General features: G+C 45.7%; 19 protein-coding genes and 1 tRNA gene. 13 read left to right on the top strand and 7 right to left on the bottom strand.

The features are described from left to right. Window positions 1–61 precede the first annotated feature (61 nt). The 3 genes from CRO74_RS02095 (at window position 62) to CRO74_RS02105 (ending at window position 2,387) form a co-directional block, all read left to right on the top strand. Window positions 62–601, top strand: coding sequence for an L-threonylcarbamoyladenylate synthase (locus CRO74_RS02095; RefSeq protein WP_097124344.1), 540 nt, complete (start codon window positions 62–64; stop codon window positions 599–601). A gap of 78 nt (window positions 602–679) precedes the next feature. Beyond that, window positions 680–2,134, top strand: a complete 1,455-nt coding sequence (locus CRO74_RS02100; RefSeq protein WP_097124345.1) for a CCA tRNA nucleotidyltransferase — start codon at window positions 680–682, stop codon at window positions 2,132–2,134. Window positions 2,135–2,177: 43 nt separating this feature from the next. Continuing rightward, a complete protein-coding gene (locus CRO74_RS02105; RefSeq protein WP_012925281.1) occupies window positions 2,178–2,387 on the top strand; it encodes a hypothetical protein in 210 nt (69 codons plus the stop codon). A gap of 80 nt (window positions 2,388–2,467) precedes the next feature. Here CRO74_RS02105 and CRO74_RS02110 read toward each other — a convergent pair whose 3' ends face one another. Further along, complete coding sequence (locus CRO74_RS02110) at window positions 2,468–3,259, bottom strand: M23 family metallopeptidase (protein ID WP_179830165.1); 792 nt, start codon at window positions 3,257–3,259, stop codon at window positions 2,468–2,470. 478 nt (window positions 3,260–3,737) lie between these two features. Here CRO74_RS02110 and CRO74_RS02115 point away from each other — a divergent pair, with 478 nt between their 5' ends. The 3 genes from CRO74_RS02115 (at window position 3,738) to CRO74_RS02125 (ending at window position 6,953) form a co-directional block, all read left to right on the top strand. After that, a complete protein-coding gene (locus tag CRO74_RS02115) occupies window positions 3,738–3,929 on the top strand; it encodes a cold-shock protein (protein WP_012925283.1) in 192 nt (63 codons plus the stop codon). 194 nt (window positions 3,930–4,123) lie between these two features. Continuing rightward, on the top strand, window positions 4,124–6,262 hold the full coding sequence (locus CRO74_RS02120) for a Tex family protein (RefSeq protein ID WP_097124347.1): 2,139 nt from the start codon (window positions 4,124–4,126) through the stop codon (window positions 6,260–6,262). A 67-nt stretch (window positions 6,263–6,329) separates the two neighbouring features. Further along, window positions 6,330–6,953, top strand: coding sequence for a C40 family peptidase (locus CRO74_RS02125; RefSeq protein ID WP_097124348.1), 624 nt, complete (start codon window positions 6,330–6,332; stop codon window positions 6,951–6,953). A gap of 59 nt (window positions 6,954–7,012) precedes the next feature. Here the strand turns inward: CRO74_RS02125 and CRO74_RS02130 are convergent, their stop codons facing one another. Next, window positions 7,013–7,267, bottom strand: a complete 255-nt coding sequence (locus CRO74_RS02130; RefSeq protein ID WP_097125980.1) for a GIY-YIG nuclease family protein — start codon at window positions 7,265–7,267, stop codon at window positions 7,013–7,015. A gap of 170 nt (window positions 7,268–7,437) precedes the next feature. On the opposite strand from CRO74_RS02130, the gene CRO74_RS02135 reads away from it, so the two are divergent. Next, window positions 7,438–7,511 (top strand) — tRNA-Ala (locus CRO74_RS02135). A gap of 115 nt (window positions 7,512–7,626) precedes the next feature. On the opposite strand, the gene CRO74_RS02140 is transcribed toward CRO74_RS02135, so the two are convergent. Beyond that, complete coding sequence (locus tag CRO74_RS02140) at window positions 7,627–8,124, bottom strand: DUF3299 domain-containing protein (protein ID WP_097124349.1); 498 nt, start codon at window positions 8,122–8,124, stop codon at window positions 7,627–7,629. 91 nt (window positions 8,125–8,215) lie between these two features. Here CRO74_RS02140 and CRO74_RS02145 point away from each other — a divergent pair, with 91 nt between their 5' ends. The 5 genes from CRO74_RS02145 to CRO74_RS02165 all read left to right on the top strand — a co-directional run bounded on the left by CRO74_RS02145 (window position 8,216) and on the right by CRO74_RS02165 (window position 12,559). Beyond that, the gene (locus CRO74_RS02145; protein ID WP_097125981.1) at window positions 8,216–9,796 is read left to right on the top strand and encodes a sensor histidine kinase; all 1,581 of its coding nucleotides are present in this window, start codon (window positions 8,216–8,218) and stop codon (window positions 9,794–9,796) included. Between the two features lie 4 nt (window positions 9,797–9,800). Next, entirely contained in the window at window positions 9,801–10,457 is a 657-nt protein-coding gene (locus CRO74_RS02150) for a response regulator transcription factor (protein ID WP_097124350.1), read from the top strand. A 145-nt stretch (window positions 10,458–10,602) separates the two neighbouring features. Next, complete coding sequence (locus tag CRO74_RS02155) at window positions 10,603–11,238, top strand: peroxiredoxin (protein ID WP_097124351.1); 636 nt, start codon at window positions 10,603–10,605, stop codon at window positions 11,236–11,238. A 188-nt stretch (window positions 11,239–11,426) separates the two neighbouring features. Next, on the top strand, window positions 11,427–11,672 hold the full coding sequence (locus CRO74_RS02160) for a hypothetical protein (RefSeq protein WP_097125982.1): 246 nt from the start codon (window positions 11,427–11,429) through the stop codon (window positions 11,670–11,672). Window positions 11,673–11,785: 113 nt separating this feature from the next. Next, window positions 11,786–12,559, top strand: coding sequence for a glycoside hydrolase family 25 protein (locus tag CRO74_RS02165; protein WP_179830102.1), 774 nt, complete (start codon window positions 11,786–11,788; stop codon window positions 12,557–12,559). A gap of 19 nt (window positions 12,560–12,578) precedes the next feature. On the opposite strand, the gene CRO74_RS02170 is transcribed toward CRO74_RS02165, so the two are convergent. The 4 genes from CRO74_RS02170 to CRO74_RS02185 all read right to left on the bottom strand — a co-directional run bounded on the left by CRO74_RS02170 (window position 12,579) and on the right by CRO74_RS02185 (window position 15,215). Next, on the bottom strand, window positions 12,579–12,863 hold the full coding sequence (locus tag CRO74_RS02170) for a putative quinol monooxygenase (RefSeq protein ID WP_097124352.1): 285 nt from the start codon (window positions 12,861–12,863) through the stop codon (window positions 12,579–12,581). Between the two features lie 48 nt (window positions 12,864–12,911). Next, on the bottom strand, window positions 12,912–13,655 hold the full coding sequence (locus CRO74_RS02175; protein WP_097124353.1) for a shikimate dehydrogenase family protein: 744 nt from the start codon (window positions 13,653–13,655) through the stop codon (window positions 12,912–12,914). Window positions 13,656–13,729: 74 nt separating this feature from the next. Beyond that, complete coding sequence (locus tag CRO74_RS02180; RefSeq protein WP_097124354.1) at window positions 13,730–14,371, bottom strand: DedA family protein; 642 nt, start codon at window positions 14,369–14,371, stop codon at window positions 13,730–13,732. Window positions 14,372–14,450: 79 nt separating this feature from the next. Continuing rightward, complete coding sequence (locus CRO74_RS02185) at window positions 14,451–15,215, bottom strand: phosphosulfolactate synthase (RefSeq protein WP_097124355.1); 765 nt, start codon at window positions 15,213–15,215, stop codon at window positions 14,451–14,453. 129 nt (window positions 15,216–15,344) lie between these two features. Between CRO74_RS02185 and CRO74_RS02190 the strand changes: the two genes are divergently transcribed. Beyond that, window positions 15,345–15,788, top strand: coding sequence for a PaaI family thioesterase (locus tag CRO74_RS02190; RefSeq protein WP_179830103.1), 444 nt, complete (start codon window positions 15,345–15,347; stop codon window positions 15,786–15,788). The last annotated feature ends 884 nt before the right edge of the window (window positions 15,789–16,672 follow it).

A 16,672-nucleotide genomic window follows, 5' to 3' on the forward strand; every position in this document is an offset into this window, starting at 1 on the left:
ATCTTCCCGATAACTGACCGTCTTTCACCAAACTTGCTGTATTTTTGCGGTTTGTTTACTTATGACTACGAGCATTCGCGATATCGCATACCAGCTAAGACAGGGGAAACTCATTGCCATTGCCGACGAAACGGGCTGGTCAATTGTGGCCGACCCGATCAATGAAGCCGCTGTTGAGGAGTTGTTAACCTTAAAACCGGTTATGCCCGCTGCTTTACAGCCAACAGTTATCATTCAGAATACCGACCAGCTCGTGTTATACGTAGCGAAAATTCCGGATGTGGCGTATGATTTGGTCGAATTTGCCGAGAATCCATTAACCGTCGTTTACGAGCAGGGTAAGAATATTGCCGCATCGATGTGGCAACATGGTCAGTCAATGGGGGAAGTAGCCGTTCGGCGGGCGTTAAATACAGATGTTCAACGGCTGATTGGTAGTTTCGGACGAGGGCTGTTGTCCATTCCCCTGGAATCACTGGTACTGCCAGCGGCTACCGAAACGCTCATTGTGGAGCGTTTCGGAACCCTGCCCGGCATGCCCAAACGGCCGCGCATTATGCGGTTGGCCGTTAATGGGGAAGTTAGTTTTATACGAAAATAAGTCGTGGTCATTAGTCGGTAGTTCTGGAAGATGCTTCTGCAAACGAATGACTAATACCTGCCGACTATCAATCTGTACATGAATTTCAGCGATACCTTACATAAAAATCCGGTTTTTGATGTTGTTTCTCAACAAGCAGACAGGCTTGGTTTGCAGACTTACGTCATTGGTGGATTTGTGCGGGATTTAATTTTAGGGCGTCCATCGAAGGATATTGATGTCGTTTGTATTGGCAGCGGCATTGTGCTGGCCGAGGCCGTTGGGAAGGCTCTGGACGCTCACGTAGCGGTATTCCCAAACTTTGGTACGGCTATGTTGCGGGCCATGCAGGGGGACGAAGAATGGGAAGTCGAGTTTGTGGGTGCCCGTAAAGAATCGTACCGGAGTGAATCCCGTAAGCCCATTGTAGAAGACGGTACTCTGGAAGACGACCAGAATCGTCGGGACTTTACCATCAATGCCATGGGAATAAGCCTCAACAAGAGCAGTTTTGGCGACCTTCTTGATCCGTTTGATGGGCTCAAAGATATTAAAAAGAAGATAATCCGTACGCCCTTAAATCCGGATATTACTTTCTCCGACGATCCGCTGCGGATGATGCGGGCTATTCGCTTTGCCTCGCAGCTAACGTTCGATATTGAGCCGGATACGTTCGATGCCATTGTTCGCATGAACGAGCGCATTGACATCGTTTCGCGCGAACGTGTAACGGATGAATTGAACAAAATTATTCTATCGCCTATCCCTTCCTATGGCTTCAAGTTACTGTATCACGCGGGCTTACTGGATCGGATTTTCCCCGAACTGGTGGCGCTGAAAGGGGTCGAAACCATCGAAGGGAAAGGGCATAAGGATAATTTTTACCATACACTTCAGGTACTCGATAACATCGCCAACCGGGCTGATCAGAATCAATACCCTGGCGAAGCGGAGAACGAACTTTGGCTGCGATGGGCTGCTTTATTGCACGATATTGCCAAGCCTGCCACCAAGCGGTTCGATCAGAAAGCTGGCTGGACGTTTCATGGGCACGAGGATCTGGGTGCCCGTTGGGTGCCTGGCATTTTTCGAACCATGAAACTGCCCTTGAATGAGCACATGCGTTTCGTGCAGAAACTTGTACGCTTGCACTTACGGCCTATTGCCCTGACCAAGGAGCAAATAACAGATTCGGCGCTGCGTCGGCTCCTGGTCGATGCCGGTGAGAATCTGGAAGGGCTCATGGCACTTTGCCGGGCTGATATTACCTCGAAGAATTATGAGCGTGTGCAAAAACACCTTCGCAATTTTGATCGGGTCGAACGGAAACTGCATGACCTCGAAGAGCGGGATAAACTGCGGAGTTTTCAGCCCGTAATAACGGGTGAGTTGATTATGGAAACGTTTGGCCTGCCACCGTCGAAGGAAGTTGGCGAAATCAAAACGGTGCTTCGTGAAGCAATTCTGGATGGCGTTGTACTCAATTCATTCGATGCTGCTTATCCTTTTTTACTCGAAGAAGGACGTAAACGTGGCCTGACACCCGTTAAATAGATGCGTGAATAGTATACTTGTATATAACATTTAATTTAATCTCATGGAGAATAACAATACCAGCTTTCGGCGCTTCTTTGGCGCATCGCTCACCATTCTGGGTGTAGTTGTCGTACTTTTTGCCCTTGTGGCTTTTTTATCCGAAGGTAAGCCTGTCCTGGGCCTTCATGTTTCCAAAGCTGAGTCGGCCGCACCCTTTATCGTGGGTATGATCTTTTTAGTTACGGGCGTTAATCTCGTTCGGGAATCGTAGAGATGTATGATGTATGATATAGGACGTATGATGTATTACAAAATTCATCCCTTAATAGAAAATACATCCTACATCCTACATCATTTTGATTGTTTGGCCGTCAACAGCCATTCATAGGTATTCATGGGTTGTGGCAAGCCATCGGGTTTTATTTGCAGATACATCAGGTGGAGGTGCGTAGGGGAGCGGGTTTTGTAGGCGTTAAAGCCACTACGGCCCATTTCCGCAAGTTTCTCACCGGCATTAACCCATTGACCCGGTGTCACCTCCACCTCGCTATTGTGCGCATAATAAAATAAGCCGTGCAGGTTAGGGTCATAAACCCATATCCAGTTACCGCCCCGATATTCGGAGCCGGGTTTCCAGGCCGTTTCAATAGCCAGCACGAGCCCTCGGCTCATGGACAGAATATCCACCGGTTTGCCCGTCCGATCATCGATGTTATCCTGATTGCGGTCACTTATAAAAATATCCTGTGCCGGGTGGCTACCTCGCACCGTATAGTCGAACAAATCAAACCCATTGCTCCGATAGCCTTCGCCATGTGTGCCGCCTATTGAACCGGCGCTGTACCCCCGTATTGGAAAGCTGAAATACTGGCCTGTCTTGCGGAGGCTATCCCGTTGAATAGAATCCTGCCGGTAACTTTCCATACTGTGGAAACGGGTTTGCAGACCATGCATGATGTAGCTAAACTGCTTCCGGGCCGAATCAGGCGAAATGCTTTGCACCCGGATTTGTGTGTACAGAGTCTGAAATTGCTGGCAATAGGAGTAAAGGGTAGGACTATCTGAGTCGCTACTAACTTCCTGCGACGAAGCTACATTGAGCCCCCCGATTAGTAACGCCCCAACAATACCCACTACCCGCATGAATGAAGTTACATCAATGTTCACTCTGTTTGTATCCAATTAAAGCGGTAAAAATAAGGAAAGAAGCGCGACAGCACTGTGAAAATACGATACAGTGAATGGTTAGATTTGTTTTTTTGACCATCCTAAACGGCTAAGTGCCTGTAAGTAAGACCAATCTACTTGATATTTTTAGACGGGAGATTTCCAGTCAGGATTCGGTCAGAATTGAAAATTAGTTAAAATTAGGCTAGGTTTTTTGTTTTCAGGCTCAGCAGATGAATCCGTGAGTAGCGGCAACCTGCTGAGCCTGCACGTTTGACGGAAAAATAGGCATATTACGTCTATATGAATAATTGTACGCTTAAGCAGATATCGTGTATATAAACAGGCGTAGAATACCAGTGGTAAATTTTTTTTAAAGTATATCGTAAAATCTTACGAATACATTTGGAAATCAAATTTATTGTACCGTCCTTCGCTTAAATTTAAAATAGCAATGCAAACAGGAACTGTAAAATTCTTTAATGAAACCAAAGGGTTTGGTTTTATTAAACCCGATGACGGTGGCGAAGACATTTTTGTACACGCTTCCGGTCTCATCGACCAAATCCGTGAAAACGACAAAGTTAAATTCAATGTCGAACGCGGTAAGAAAGGCTTAAACGCCGTAAACGTCGAAATGGCTTAATCGTAAGATATACCAAGACAACCGTTGTAAAAAACATGCCAATTGGCATGTTTTTTTTTGCCCTGTCGGTTCCTAAGGCCATTTTTGCAAAACCTTTTCGTTCTGTCACGAGCTAGCCAGCAGTTAATTCTGATTGACTCTATGAGCTGTCCCATGGCTCAGAGCTAACGAAAAAGGCTACCTTTCTTTGCAGTATGACCCAATCTATTGAACAACGCGTTGCCGCCCGGCTTAACCTACATCCTAAGTCGGTAGCTGCCACCATTGAACTACTTAACGGCGGAGCTACAGTTCCCTTTATTGCCCGCTACCGGAAGGAGCAGACCGCATCCAACGGAAACCCGCTCGATGAAGTTGAAATCGGCCAGATCAAGGATACCTACCAAAAAATTATCGATCTGGACAAACGGCGGGAAGCCGTGATCAAATCCATTGATGAGCAGGGGAAACTTACCCCCGACCTGCGCCGTAAACTAGAAACGACGGACTCCCTCACCGATCTGGAAGACCTGTATCTGCCTTTTCGCCAAAAACGTAAAACGCGTGCTACCATTGCGATTGAGCGTGGACTGGAGCCACTTGCCAATATAATCCTGGCTCAGCGGGAAGCGTCTCTCGACCGGCTTGTTCAGCGTTTTCTTTCCGATGCCGTTACTACTGCCGCCGATGCTTTGCAGGGCGCTCGTGATATTCTGGCTGAGCGTATCAGCGAAAACGTAGATGCCCGACAGCGAATTCGTAACCTCTTTGAACGAGAGGCTACTATTCGTTCTACCGTCAAAAAAGGAAAAGAAACGGAGGGCGTGAAGTATAGAGATTACTTCGATTTTGCCGAACCCCTTCGTCGGGTACCTTCTCACCGCTTACTGGCCTTACGCCGGGGTGAGGCCGAAGGCTTCCTGTCTGTAAGTATCGGACCTGAAGAGGAGGCCGCTATTGAACGGCTCGAACGGCAGTTCGTTGCCGAACGTTCCGGTACACCTGCCTGTAAGGATCAGCTGTCTCTGGCCATTCGTGACGGGTATAAACGCCTACTGAAGCCTTCGCTCGAAACCGAGTTCGCCAATGTTTCAAAAGGAAAAGCCGATACGGAGGCTATTCGGATTTTTGCTGACAACCTGCGCCAATTGCTGCTTAGTGCGCCTTTAGGCCAGAAACGTGTTCTGGCCATTGATCCTGGTTTTCGTACCGGTTGCAAAACCGTTTGCCTGGATGCGCAGGGGAACTTGCTGGCTGACACGGTTTTGTATTTATCGCACTCAGAAGCCCAGCGGCAGCAAGCTATACAAACCGTTCAAAAACTGGTAACAAATCATAAGATTGACGCTATTGCCATTGGCAATGGCACTGCCGGACGTGAAACGGAAGAGTTTATCCAATCGCTTAAGCTTGATAAACCCGTTTTCATTGTCAGTGAGCAGGGGGCTTCTATTTATTCGGCTTCCGAAGTAGCGCGCGAAGAGTTCCCTGATCATGATGTAACCGTTCGTGGTGCTGTTAGTATTGGTCGGCGATTAATGGACCCCCTGGCCGAATTGGTGAAAATCGACCCTAAATCCATTGGTGTAGGTCAATACCAGCATGATGTCGACCAAACAGACTTAAAGACTAGCCTGGATACCGTTGTTGAGAGTTGCGTAAACCAGGTTGGCGTTTCGCTCAATACAGCCAGCGCTTATTTGCTGCGGTATGTGTCCGGCTTAGGGCCACAACTGGCTGGAAACATCGTGGCTTTCCGAGCGGCTAATGGTCCGTTTTCCTCCCGCGATCAGCTTAAGAAGGTGCCCCGGCTAGGACCTAAGGCATTTGAACAGTGCGCGGGCTTTTTACGGATTGAAGGTGCAAAGAATCCTTTAGACAACAGCGCAGTTCACCCCGAACGGTATACGGTTGTGGAGCGGATGTCTACGGAGGTTGGTAGCCGTGTAGAAGACCTGATTACCCGTCCAGACTTACGCCAGCAAATTAAAATTGAGAAATATGTAACAAATGACGTTGGTTTGCCAACGCTGCGCGATATTCTGGCCGAGCTTGCCAAGCCCGGCCGCGACCCACGGGAGCAGCTTTCGGTCTTTGATTATGATGCCCGCGTTAGAACGGTCGATGATTTACACGAGGGTATGGTACTGCCCGGTGTTGTGACAAATATTACCGCCTTTGGTGCTTTTGTCGATATTGGGGTGAAGCAGGATGGTTTGGTTCATATTTCGCAGTTGGCCAATCATTTCGTCTCTGATCCAAATACAGTTGTTAAAGTGTACCAGAAAGTAAGCGTTAAAGTGATGGAGGTCGATAAGGCCCGTAAGCGGATTGCATTATCTATGAAAATTTAATAGGTTGCAATAGTCTACTAAATTGAGTCGTTAAAACATCGCCTATACTGACCTTAACCAATTCTGTATGCAACAACGCTGGTCTCGGGCCATTTCGCGTCCCGTACTGCTGAGTGCCTGTTTATTGTCGCTACTTACGGCTTGCAATGCACTCCGTTCCTCCGGCCCATCCGTTAGCCGTCGTCCATCCTCTTCGCGTCCCGTTGCCAGCCGAACGCCCACGGGTAAAACACCGTCTCGGCCCCCTGCCGTACCGGCTAAATCGGTCGGAAAGGTGGTTGATAGTCGTACCTACGAAAGCCGATATGTGCCTGAAGTGGTTAAAATTGCCCGAACCTATACGGGGACGCCCTATCGGTCGGGAGGGAACACGACCGATGGCATCGACTGTTCCGGGCTGGTATATGCCGTTTTTAATACGGTAGGCTTAAAAATGCCCCGTATCTCCTGGCAGCAGTCTGAAGTAGGACGTGAGGTGGAAGTTGCCGAGATTTTACCGGGCGATTTAATCTTCTTTGTTCCTGACAAGGGGCAGGCAGGTTATGTCTCACACACGGGCATCGTGACCGAAGTAAATGGTGCTCAGCATATCCGTTTCATTCATGCGTCTTCATCGAGGGGTGTTCGGGAGGATAATCTTTACACCGATTATTTTAAAGGGCGTTTTGTAAAGGCACTACGTCCATTTTGATAGCTGTTTACCAACAAAAAAGCGCTCTTCAAGAGCGCTTTTTTGTTGGTAAATCTTAATTAAACAGTTGGCTGCGTGCTATTGATCAGTTCTTCCCAGTGGGTTCGATCTTTATTCTTGAGCTTCATCTCTAAACTCAATGCCTCATTGCGCGTGTCAAAAGATTGGGAGAATCGAACTTCCCAGGGCTTTCCGCCAGCGGTAGTTGGGTTTGTTTTAGCATTGTGTTGCCACAAGGCTATCTTCAGGTCTTTGGCCTGGCCAATAAAGTATTGGTCAGTAGTTGGACTATATATAATATATACTGTGTGCATGTGGGTGTCGGAAGTATTACCAAAACTACGCAATTGGTAATACAAAACAAATCTTGGCTGAATAGGCAAAGCCGTTCCGTGGAAGATTCAAAAAAAATAGGTTTACTAGTTGTGAAAAGTAGTTTTTTTTCTCACCTTTGCATCCACAAAACGCACTAGAGCGGTTTGATGGGGGATTAGCTCAGCTGGCTAGAGCGCTTCCATGGCATGGAAGAGGTCATCGGTTCGACTCCGATATTCTCCACAACATTTAAAAAAAGCTGCTTCTGACGGAGCAGCTTTTCTATTTAACGGCACTCGAAAAACAAAATCCCCGCTCATCAGATGAGCGGGGATTTTTTGTTGATTTAATGGATTACTTATTGTTCAAGCATTTCGGCATCAGCCAGAATGTAGTTCAATTCGTAAATATTATCGGCATTCAGTTTAAGTGTGCCACGGAATGTACGGCGCTCATCCGTTTTAAACTTCTTACCTGACTTCTTAAATTTCAGCGATACGACTGATTCCGGTCCTGCGCCACCACAGAAGAAGCAGGCGCTGTACGGAAATGCAGACAGTACGTATATGTTTGATTCCAGGTCAACGGGTAGTACGTATCCCGTTAGATCAACAACCTTACCATTTAACTTCTGGATACCTTGTCCAAATGTTGGATAAAGCATGTAAACAGACTCTTCTGCATACCACTTTTTCTTGAAGGTAACATCGCGGAGAACTTCCCACGAAAGTTTTACCGGTTCGGCAGCTACCGAAGTCGGAATACCTGGCTTAACCCGGTCTGGAGAGGGCAGGGCCGGACGGAAGGCCGGGGCCACAAGCGATACAAGTAATAAGGCAATTAGTAAACGAGCCATGTTAGGGGAAGACTTAAGCGATGAGAAACGATGGTAAAAATACAAAAAAGATTACTTTTACTAACTCATTTTGGCATCGACTACGCTACTCGTGTCTGATACTCGCATCGATAACGCAAAAGATGGCTCGGTAATTCCCGTTCGGTTTACCCGCTTGTATTTAACGCTGCTCATTATTCTCGCCGTTTTACTAACGGTAGGGCAGGGGCTCACACAATGGCGACTTCGAGCCGTGCAGGATGAACTATGGGTAATCCGGTATGCCGCCTTACAGCGCCACCAAAGCCAGCAGATTGTTAAGCAAGTGCTGCAAATAGCGGATCCGGGCGAAAAAGAAAAATTTTCCGAAAACGTAACCGCCTTAAGGCAGGTATTTCCCGTTTTTGAACGGTATCACATACAAGTGCGTAGGGGTGAAGCGGATTATCCAAGGGTGTCGATAAAAAATTCCGATACCGTGCAGCGGCTGTATGAGGGTATTCGACCGGAATTTGAAGCTTTTCGTAAAAGTACGCATCAGTTGATGCGTTTGCAGGATTTCGAAGCAGTAAAGCAACCTGGTATTCAGGCGAGTATAAAATTGATACTAGCGAACGAAAAGCCATTTTTGGAGGAAATGGACCATATCGTGCGGGAGTACAATGGAGAGTTGAGGGCTAAACTAACAACGCTTCAGTCCATAGAACTATACCTCTACATATTTACAGTAGTAGTCCTGATTGGTATAGGGTTCCTGATTTTCAGACCTGCGGCTAAAAAGCTTCGTCAGACGTTCGCCCAGCTTATTGAAGCGGAAAGCCAAACGACAGCCGCCAATAAAAAATTGATGAACGCCAACCGATCTCTGAAGGAAACCCGTCAGAAATTGTTTGAAGCTACCAAGCTTCAGTATCAAAAAGAAATCGATGAGCAGAAACTAAGAACCTCCTATCTCATTGCTGGTCAGGAAGAGGAACGAAAGCGTTTGTCACGCGAACTGCATGATGGACTGGGGCAGATGCTCACTGCTATCAAACTCCAAATTGAAGGACTTGAAGCTAGTTTAGCCAGAACTACTTCCACAGACTCCGCAGGAACGACTCCCCATTCGAAAAATTTAAAGACGTTAAAGACATTAGTGACCCAAACGATTCAGGAAACAAGGACCATTTCCAATAACCTTATGCCCAGTGTTCTGAGCGATTTTGGGGTAATACCAGCTATAAAAATGATAGCTGAGCAGGATAGAAGCGAATCACTGGACGTTACGTTCGAAACCAACTTTACGCCTGAAATGTCCCGATTAAATAAAAACGTGGAAATTATGCTATATCGGGTTACGCAGGAGGCTGTTAGTAACGCTATACGACATGGTAATCCATCGCATATTCATATTGAGCTGAACGACCGCGGTACCACCCTGCAACTGGTTATAGCAGATAACGGACAAGGGTTTAAAATTCCCCGTAAAAACCCTGAAAATGGGCAATCATCAATAAAAAAATCAGAAATAAATGAGGATACTTCTCTTGTTTTAGAACTACGACCCCCCTCCCAAGGTTTACAAAATATACAGGAACGAACAAAACTGCTTAACGGCAAATTCAAACTCCAGTCTGTACTTGGTAAAGGCACCAAGATACAGATAAGTATCCCTTATAAAACGCATTTTGCGCCCCATGACACCTACTAGATTAATGTTGGTGGACGATCACTCAATCGTTCGTGACGGCATTCGACTACTGCTCGAACAAGCCGATGGATTAGAAATTATTGACGAAGCTAATGATGGCGAAGAAGTACTCGACAAACTTAAGGTGCTTCAGCCCGATCCTAGTCTTTTGCCTGATTTGATTTTGATGGATATTTCGCTGCCAGGCATGTCGGGTATTCAAACGACTCAGGTGATTAGCCGTTTATATAAGAATGTCAGGGTGCTAATGCTCTCCATGCATAATAATGAGGATTATATTCTGAAATCGGTCGAAGCTGGGGCCTATGGCTACATTTTAAAAGACTCATCATCCGACGAGATGATAAAAGCCATTCGTACGATTGCTTCTGGCGAGAAATACTATAGTTCTCCGGTAGCCTCTATTATTTTGAGCGGCTATATGCAACAACTCAAGAAAGGGGACCGTCACGGTCGGGCTGAACGGCAGTCCAAGCTATCGAATAAAGAGAAAGAAATTCTTCAGTTTCTGGTTGATGGTATGAGCAGCCGCGAAATTGCCGAAAAACTTCAACTCAGCGTTCGAACAGTAGATAACCACCGAGCCAACATGATGCGTCGACTACAAGTGCGCAATGCAGCCGAACTGGTTAGAATGGCAGTTGAAGACAAGCTAATCTAAAGGCTGAATTAGCTCATACAAACTGTTGCGAACTCAAAAAATGTTGTTTAGGTTTGCTCCTTAAACCGGTTTAAAAGCCGGTTTTCCCTTTCAAAGATACTATATCTACTAGATAGGGTTTATTAACTAATAAAACCATTTACTTATGTCACTTCGCTTAGGAGATATTGCCCCTGATTTTGAGGCCGATACAACACAGGGCCACATCCACTTTCATGAATGGTTAGGTAGTTCCTGGGGAATGCTGTTTTCGCACCCGGCCGATTTTACACCCGTTTGTACCACCGAGTTAGGCAGAACTGCGTTGCTGAAGGATGAGTTTGGGAAGCGTAACGTAAAAGTTATTGCCGTATCAGTTGATGATCTGGAGTCTCACAATCGCTGGACGCCCGATATTAAAGATGTGACGGGCTCGGAGGTTAACTTCCCAATCATTGCGGACCCTGACCGTGTTGTTGCTACGCTGTATGACATGATTCACCCTAATGCCAGCGAGAAAGCAACCGTACGCTCGGTATTTGTGATTGGACCAGACAAAAAGATTAAACTCACTCTGACTTATCCTGCCTCGACCGGACGTAATTTTAATGAGTTAATCCGGGTGATTGATTCTCTACAGCTAACCGCAGACTATCAGGTTGCTACGCCAGCTGATTGGCAGGAGGGTGACGATGTAATCGTAACGCCCGCCGTGACAAATGACCAATTGGAAGCTAAATTCCCCAAGGGGGTTACGTTTGTGAAGCCTTACCTTCGTACAACACCTCAGCCAAATAAATAAAAGCTTAAAGCCGGTATAAGTCTGAATAAAACCCGTTGTGCCTGGTATTAGACACAACGGGTTTTTGTTTTATGCAAATAATTAAGGGGGACTGTTTACTCACAATATTCGACTTACTCGACAGTACTAAAACCTTACTATTCATTGCTGAGTTAAGAGCTATGTTAATAATTCAAACACTTAGCGTTATGGCAAAGCAAAAAAACGATAATCCGGAACACACAGAAGGACCAGTTGCAACAGCTATTGAAGAGCAAACCGCAAAACTACCATCCGATCTATTTCTATGGGCTGCTTTAGGCTCAATGGGTGTTTCGCTCTATTTGCAATCGACAAACAAGCGGGAGCGCAGCTTATTCGTAGGCCAGTGGGCAGCTCCATTTTTGTTACTCGGCTTGTATAACAAGCTGGTTAAACTGGAAGGCCACGATTAATCAGTTCATCTAGTTTCCAGTAAAAGAAGCCCTCTGTTCGTGCGGAGGGCTTCTTTATGTTCGGGATGTTCAGCGCTAAAACTGTATTTTTGGGGCGTAAATTAATTAGCTGCATGAAAAACAGGGTTCTTTTCAATCTCATTGCTCGACGGTATGGCCTTTGGATTGCAGGAGTTCTGTTGGTACTTATCACAATTTGGGTGGTTAAATGGCGTCGGCCAGATAATTTGGACTGGCAGTTTATTCAGGCATTTGGTATTCGGTTACCCATGCGATACGGCATTCATGGGATCGATGTATCCCGACACAATGACCGTATTGACTGGGCAAAGGTCAGAAAGATGGAAGCGTATGGCGTTCGGCTGCAGTTTGTGTTTATAAAAGCGACAGAGGGAGCTACCTTGGCCGACAAACATTTTAAAAAGAACTGGCGGGAAGCCAAGAAGTCCGCTCTTCGTCGGGGTGCTTATCATTTTTACCATCCTACCCGTGATCCCCTCAAACAAGCCAATAACTTTATTCGGACTGTCGATCTGAGTGAAGGAGATTTTGCCCCCGTTGTCGACTTTGAAGTAGTCAATGGTCAAAGCGACGAAACAATTGTAAATGGGTTGCGCTTGTGGCTCCAAACAATTGAAGAACATTACCGGGCCCGGCCAATCATATACACCAATGGTAACCTTTATCGGCGATACATTAAGGGAAATCTTGATGATTACCCTCTCTGGATCGCCGACTATTCTGCCAGTCATCTGCGTAGCTACAACCCGGACAAGCTGTACCTTTGGCAGCATAATCAGAGTGGTCTGGTTCAGGGTATTCGTGGGCAGGTAGACTTTAATGTTTTTGTGATGGACGAGAACCGGATGAGTGAGATATGTCTGTAAGTTGCCCGGGACAATTCAGTTAGATGGCTACTTTTGTCAACTCGGGCGGGCCTGCCAACCAGTCCTTGGCTTTATCGCCGAAAACCTTCATGTGTGGCATCTGGCTGTGTGCCAGCAGACCAGCCTCGTTGTCCCAGCGTTCGTGCATGATAAAGCGCTCCGGGTTCTCGGTGCTCTGGTATAACTCATAAAGCTGGCAGGCCGCTTCTGTTCGTACTGCCTGAACGAGTTCATGCAGGGCATTTTTAAGATCGTTTGCAGCGCCAGGCCGGGCGGTTATGGTAGCAAATACTAATAATGGCATTTGATTGGATGTTTATAGCTATGTATAAAAAGAAAGTGGTTTTAAATATTAATCCTGCCAGATTTCCCAGGCTTTTTCGGCTTGCAGTTCGAGCATGCGCAGGCCATTATGAACAGCTGCCCCGTGCTGACGGCCAAGCCGCATAAAGGTTGTTTCGGCAGGGTTATACACCAGGTCGTAAAGCATATGACGTTCACTCAACTGTGTATAAGGAAGGGCGGGGGCGGCATCGATGTTAGGATACGTACCAACTGGAGAGCCGTTAATAATCAATTCATAATCGGCTAATACAACCGGGAGGTCATCGTAGGTCAGGGTATTTACTGCTTTCGTCCGCGAAACATACTGGAAAGAAATACCAAGATCCGCTAAGGCCACCGTTACAGCTTTGGAGGCTCCTCCCGTACCCAATACCAAAGCCTGTAAACCTTCAGTCGTACGTTCAAGGGCTGCTAGCCAGTCGGTAAGCGATTGCCGGAAGCCAAAATAGTCCGAATTGTAGCCCGTTCGCGAACCGTCGGACTCAAGCTTTATCACATTAACCGCCCCAATTTTTTCGGCTGAAGGGTCTAACTGATTCAAATAAGGCAGAACGGCCTGTTTGTGCGGAATGGTAACGTTTAAGCCACGCAGACCGGGCGTAGCAAGCAACTCAGGCAAAGCCGAAATATCCGACATCTCGAATAGCTCATACTGGCTGTCTGTAATGTTTTCACGGATAAACTTTTCAGTGAAATACCGTTTCGAAAAGGAGTGCGTTAGTGGAAAGCCGATCAGGCCGTAACGATTCATGTGCATTGATTTAAAAAGACTATGCCACCGCAAAAGCAATGGCATAGCTAAACAAAGGACAGTAAAGCGGAATCTTACCGCATCTTTTTCTTAACGAACTCGAAAATGATCGGGAGTATAGATAGGCCAACAATGCCAAATACCACTAATTCGAAGTTTTTCTGAACAATGGGGAAGTTGCCAAAGAAGTACCCCAACAGCGAAATGCTGGTTACCCACAGGATGGCTCCAATGACGCAGAATTTGATATACGTGCTGTAACTCATGCTACCGGCCCCGGCAACAAAAGGGGCAATTGTACGAACGATGGGGATAAATCGGGCTATAATGACCGTACGTCCGCCATATTTGGCATAAAACTTTTCCGTTTCAGCAATGTATTCCCGCTTAAAGAAAAGAATTCGCTCGCGCGACTTAATCCTTGTTCCCAGAAATTTACCGACAAAGTAGTTAACATTATCGCCCAGTAGGGCTGCCACTATAAGTAGAGGAATGATAACCCATACACTAAGTTCATTGGTGGGACGAGCCGCCAGCGCACCGGCGGCAAATAAGAGCGAATCGCCAGGGAGCAATGGCATAAAAATAAGGCCTGTCTCCGTGAAGATAATCAGAAAGAGGATGGCGTATAACAACACGCCATATTCGTTTGCCCACAAATCGAGATAACGGTCGAGATGAAGCAAAAAATCAAGTAACGATTTTATAAGGTCCATGTGAAAGGAGTTGGGAGCTAACGTCCAGACGCGCCGTAGCGAGCAAAGAAGTGCAGTTCGCTGGCTTGAGTCAAGGCTGTTATTCCTTATCTAAAAAATGAGAAAAGGTATCTCCACGAAGCCCTAACCGGATCGTTTCGAGGGGGATCACTTCATGAGGAGCAATGTTGCCAAGGTTGACATTGGCACCAAGGAGTTTAACGAACCATACCTGCTGCTCTTTCTGAGGAGCCTCCCATAAAATTCTTTCGAAGGGGACTTGGGTTAAAATTTCTTCAACCAGACCCTGACGAACTTCACCGCTGGACCGGAATAAACCCACTGTGCCCCCTTCACGGGCTTCGCCAATGACCTTCCAGGCACCTGCCTCAAGTTCGGCTTTCATCAGTTGAATCCATTTATAGGGAGGTATAATCTTTGCTTCATCTTTGGAGCCTACCTCCGACAATACAGTTACCTGGGTGGCTAGTTTGCGGATGTACTCGCACTTGTCATCCTGATTCATGTCAATCGATCCGTCCGATACCTCGGCATAATCCATCTCGTATCGATCCAATAGCTTTCGGTATTCATCGAATTGCTTTCGCACGACAAAGGCTTCGAATAATGTCCCACCAAAATAGACAGGGATACCGGCTTCCCGATAAATAGCCAGCTTTTCTTTGAGTCTGGGTGTAACGAATGAAGTTGCCCAACCTAATTTAACGATGTCTGTATGGTCAGCAGAGACAGATAAAAAATCCTCTACTTCCCGAAGGCTTAACCCTTTATCCATAACCATTGTCAAACCACTTTGACGGGGTTTCAGAGCGCGTTCGGGTATTTGCGTAAGCGTATAATTCATGTGAAGTATTTTCGTAGGCGCATTAAAAACGCCCAAAAGTAGTACAACTCTTGAAAAACTCCCAAGAAAGTACAGATATTATAGCATCTTTCGAACGTTTAGCTTAGTTAAATGCTATTTTTGCCTATTATGAACGAAATAACAAACCCTCGTTTGGAATTCTTTCGCTCCAAAATTGGGGAAAGTATGAACGACAGTCCATCACCCTTTGGCAAGTGGTTAAATGGCATGATCAGATCGGTAGACTATGGCCGGTTAGTAGCCGACTTTACCGTACGGGAAGAAATGACGAATCCGGCAGGTGTTCTGCATGGGGGGGCTGCTTCAGCTATTCTGGATGATTTAATTGGTGCTATGGTTTATTCTCTTGGCCGGGAGTATGCCTACACGTCAATCAATTTAACTGTTGACTTTTTGCATGCTGCTCGTCTGGGGGATATCGTTACCGCAACGGCTGAGTTGATTCGGGAAGGAAAAAATATAATCCATTGCGAAGGACGAATCGTAGCAATTAATGGTAAGACTATCGCTAAATGTGCTACTAATCTAATTCAAACATCTATCAGAATATAAATCAGATAGATGAAAGTCGTTTGAGCTTTTCAAGATGAGTCTGATGTCCAGTGAATTCTGGCCATTAATAGCGCACTGGTGTACAGATGGCAACCCCCGCTGATATGTTTTCTGGCGTTTTCTGGGGTTTCCTGCCAGATCGCTACTACTACCTACATTCACAATAAAGTTTAAGAAAATTTCTGGATTAAAAACTTTTCTGCTTATGGCAAATAATTGATTAAATGGTTCGAAAAACTTTTCAAAGTCACTGACTTAAGCTTTGCTTAAAACTGAGGCAGATATTTCAAAGGGGTTCACCTACTAAATAGCGTATTTGTATCCTTATGCTCACATAAACGCGTCTAAGTTAAAACCTGGAAAGTAATTTAGGGTGAGTATATATACTAATGCGCTTGTTTACGGAGCTATACAGCTTACGTAGTAGCAAAAAGGGTTTAGCTATTTTACAAAACTTACCAGAATGCAAACCATCGTATCTTGAAATTGTAAAAAACACTAATGTTTTTTTATTCACAAAACTCCGATCTATACGACTGGATATTGCTCAAGAGGACAAGAATAATGGTAGTAATCGGAGAAGAAATAATAAAATGCCATGGTTTTGATCTTTGTTCTATGCCAAATGAAAGAATTGTTTTTTTATCCTAGGATTCTTCCTATTATTGACAAACAATAAAAAGATCGGCAGTTTGAACACAATGTCTTTGAATGAGTAATGTTATGGCAAAGTGAACTGATTTCAGATTTTCGAACCCGAACACCCGATAAAATGGCACTATGTGCCAATTTACTGTTTATTGAGTGGGAACAGTTTTTGAAAAAAAAGTTGAACTGTGGATTGATTTTTGCGATTCAGTCTTAACATTGCAAAAAAAATGGTG

It is taken from the genome of Spirosoma fluviale, assembly GCF_900230225.1.
GTDB classification, from domain to species: Bacteria; Bacteroidota; Bacteroidia; order Cytophagales; family Spirosomataceae; genus Spirosoma; species Spirosoma fluviale.

Excerpts from the sequence above, each read along its gene's own strand:
- CRO74_RS02095 (WP_097124344.1), top strand. The coding sequence starts at position 62 with ATGACTACGAGCATTCGCGATATCGCATACCAGCTAAGACAGGGGAAA.
- CRO74_RS02100 (WP_097124345.1), top strand. The coding sequence starts at position 680 with ATGAATTTCAGCGATACCTTACATAAAAATCCGGTTTTTGATGTTGTT.
- CRO74_RS02105 (WP_012925281.1), top strand. The coding sequence starts at position 2,178 with ATGGAGAATAACAATACCAGCTTTCGGCGCTTCTTTGGCGCATCGCTC.
- CRO74_RS02110 (WP_179830165.1), bottom strand. The coding sequence starts at position 3,259 with ATGCGGGTAGTGGGTATTGTTGGGGCGTTACTAATCGGGGGGCTCAAT.
- CRO74_RS02115 (WP_012925283.1), top strand. The coding sequence starts at position 3,738 with ATGCAAACAGGAACTGTAAAATTCTTTAATGAAACCAAAGGGTTTGGT.
- CRO74_RS02120 (WP_097124347.1), top strand. The coding sequence starts at position 4,124 with ATGACCCAATCTATTGAACAACGCGTTGCCGCCCGGCTTAACCTACAT.
- CRO74_RS02125 (WP_097124348.1), top strand. The coding sequence starts at position 6,330 with ATGCAACAACGCTGGTCTCGGGCCATTTCGCGTCCCGTACTGCTGAGT.
- CRO74_RS02130 (WP_097125980.1), bottom strand. The coding sequence starts at position 7,267 with ATGCACACAGTATATATTATATATAGTCCAACTACTGACCAATACTTT.
- CRO74_RS02140 (WP_097124349.1), bottom strand. The coding sequence starts at position 8,124 with ATGGCTCGTTTACTAATTGCCTTATTACTTGTATCGCTTGTGGCCCCG.
- CRO74_RS02150 (WP_097124350.1), top strand. The coding sequence starts at position 9,801 with ATGTTGGTGGACGATCACTCAATCGTTCGTGACGGCATTCGACTACTG.
- CRO74_RS02155 (WP_097124351.1), top strand. The coding sequence starts at position 10,603 with ATGTCACTTCGCTTAGGAGATATTGCCCCTGATTTTGAGGCCGATACA.
- CRO74_RS02160 (WP_097125982.1), top strand. The coding sequence starts at position 11,427 with ATGGCAAAGCAAAAAAACGATAATCCGGAACACACAGAAGGACCAGTT.
- CRO74_RS02165 (WP_179830102.1), top strand. The coding sequence starts at position 11,786 with ATGAAAAACAGGGTTCTTTTCAATCTCATTGCTCGACGGTATGGCCTT.
- CRO74_RS02170 (WP_097124352.1), bottom strand. The coding sequence starts at position 12,863 with ATGCCATTATTAGTATTTGCTACCATAACCGCCCGGCCTGGCGCTGCA.
- CRO74_RS02175 (WP_097124353.1), bottom strand. The coding sequence starts at position 13,655 with ATGAATCGTTACGGCCTGATCGGCTTTCCACTAACGCACTCCTTTTCG.
- CRO74_RS02180 (WP_097124354.1), bottom strand. The coding sequence starts at position 14,371 with ATGGACCTTATAAAATCGTTACTTGATTTTTTGCTTCATCTCGACCGT.
- CRO74_RS02185 (WP_097124355.1), bottom strand. The coding sequence starts at position 15,215 with ATGAATTATACGCTTACGCAAATACCCGAACGCGCTCTGAAACCCCGT.
- CRO74_RS02190 (WP_179830103.1), top strand. The coding sequence starts at position 15,345 with ATGAACGAAATAACAAACCCTCGTTTGGAATTCTTTCGCTCCAAAATT.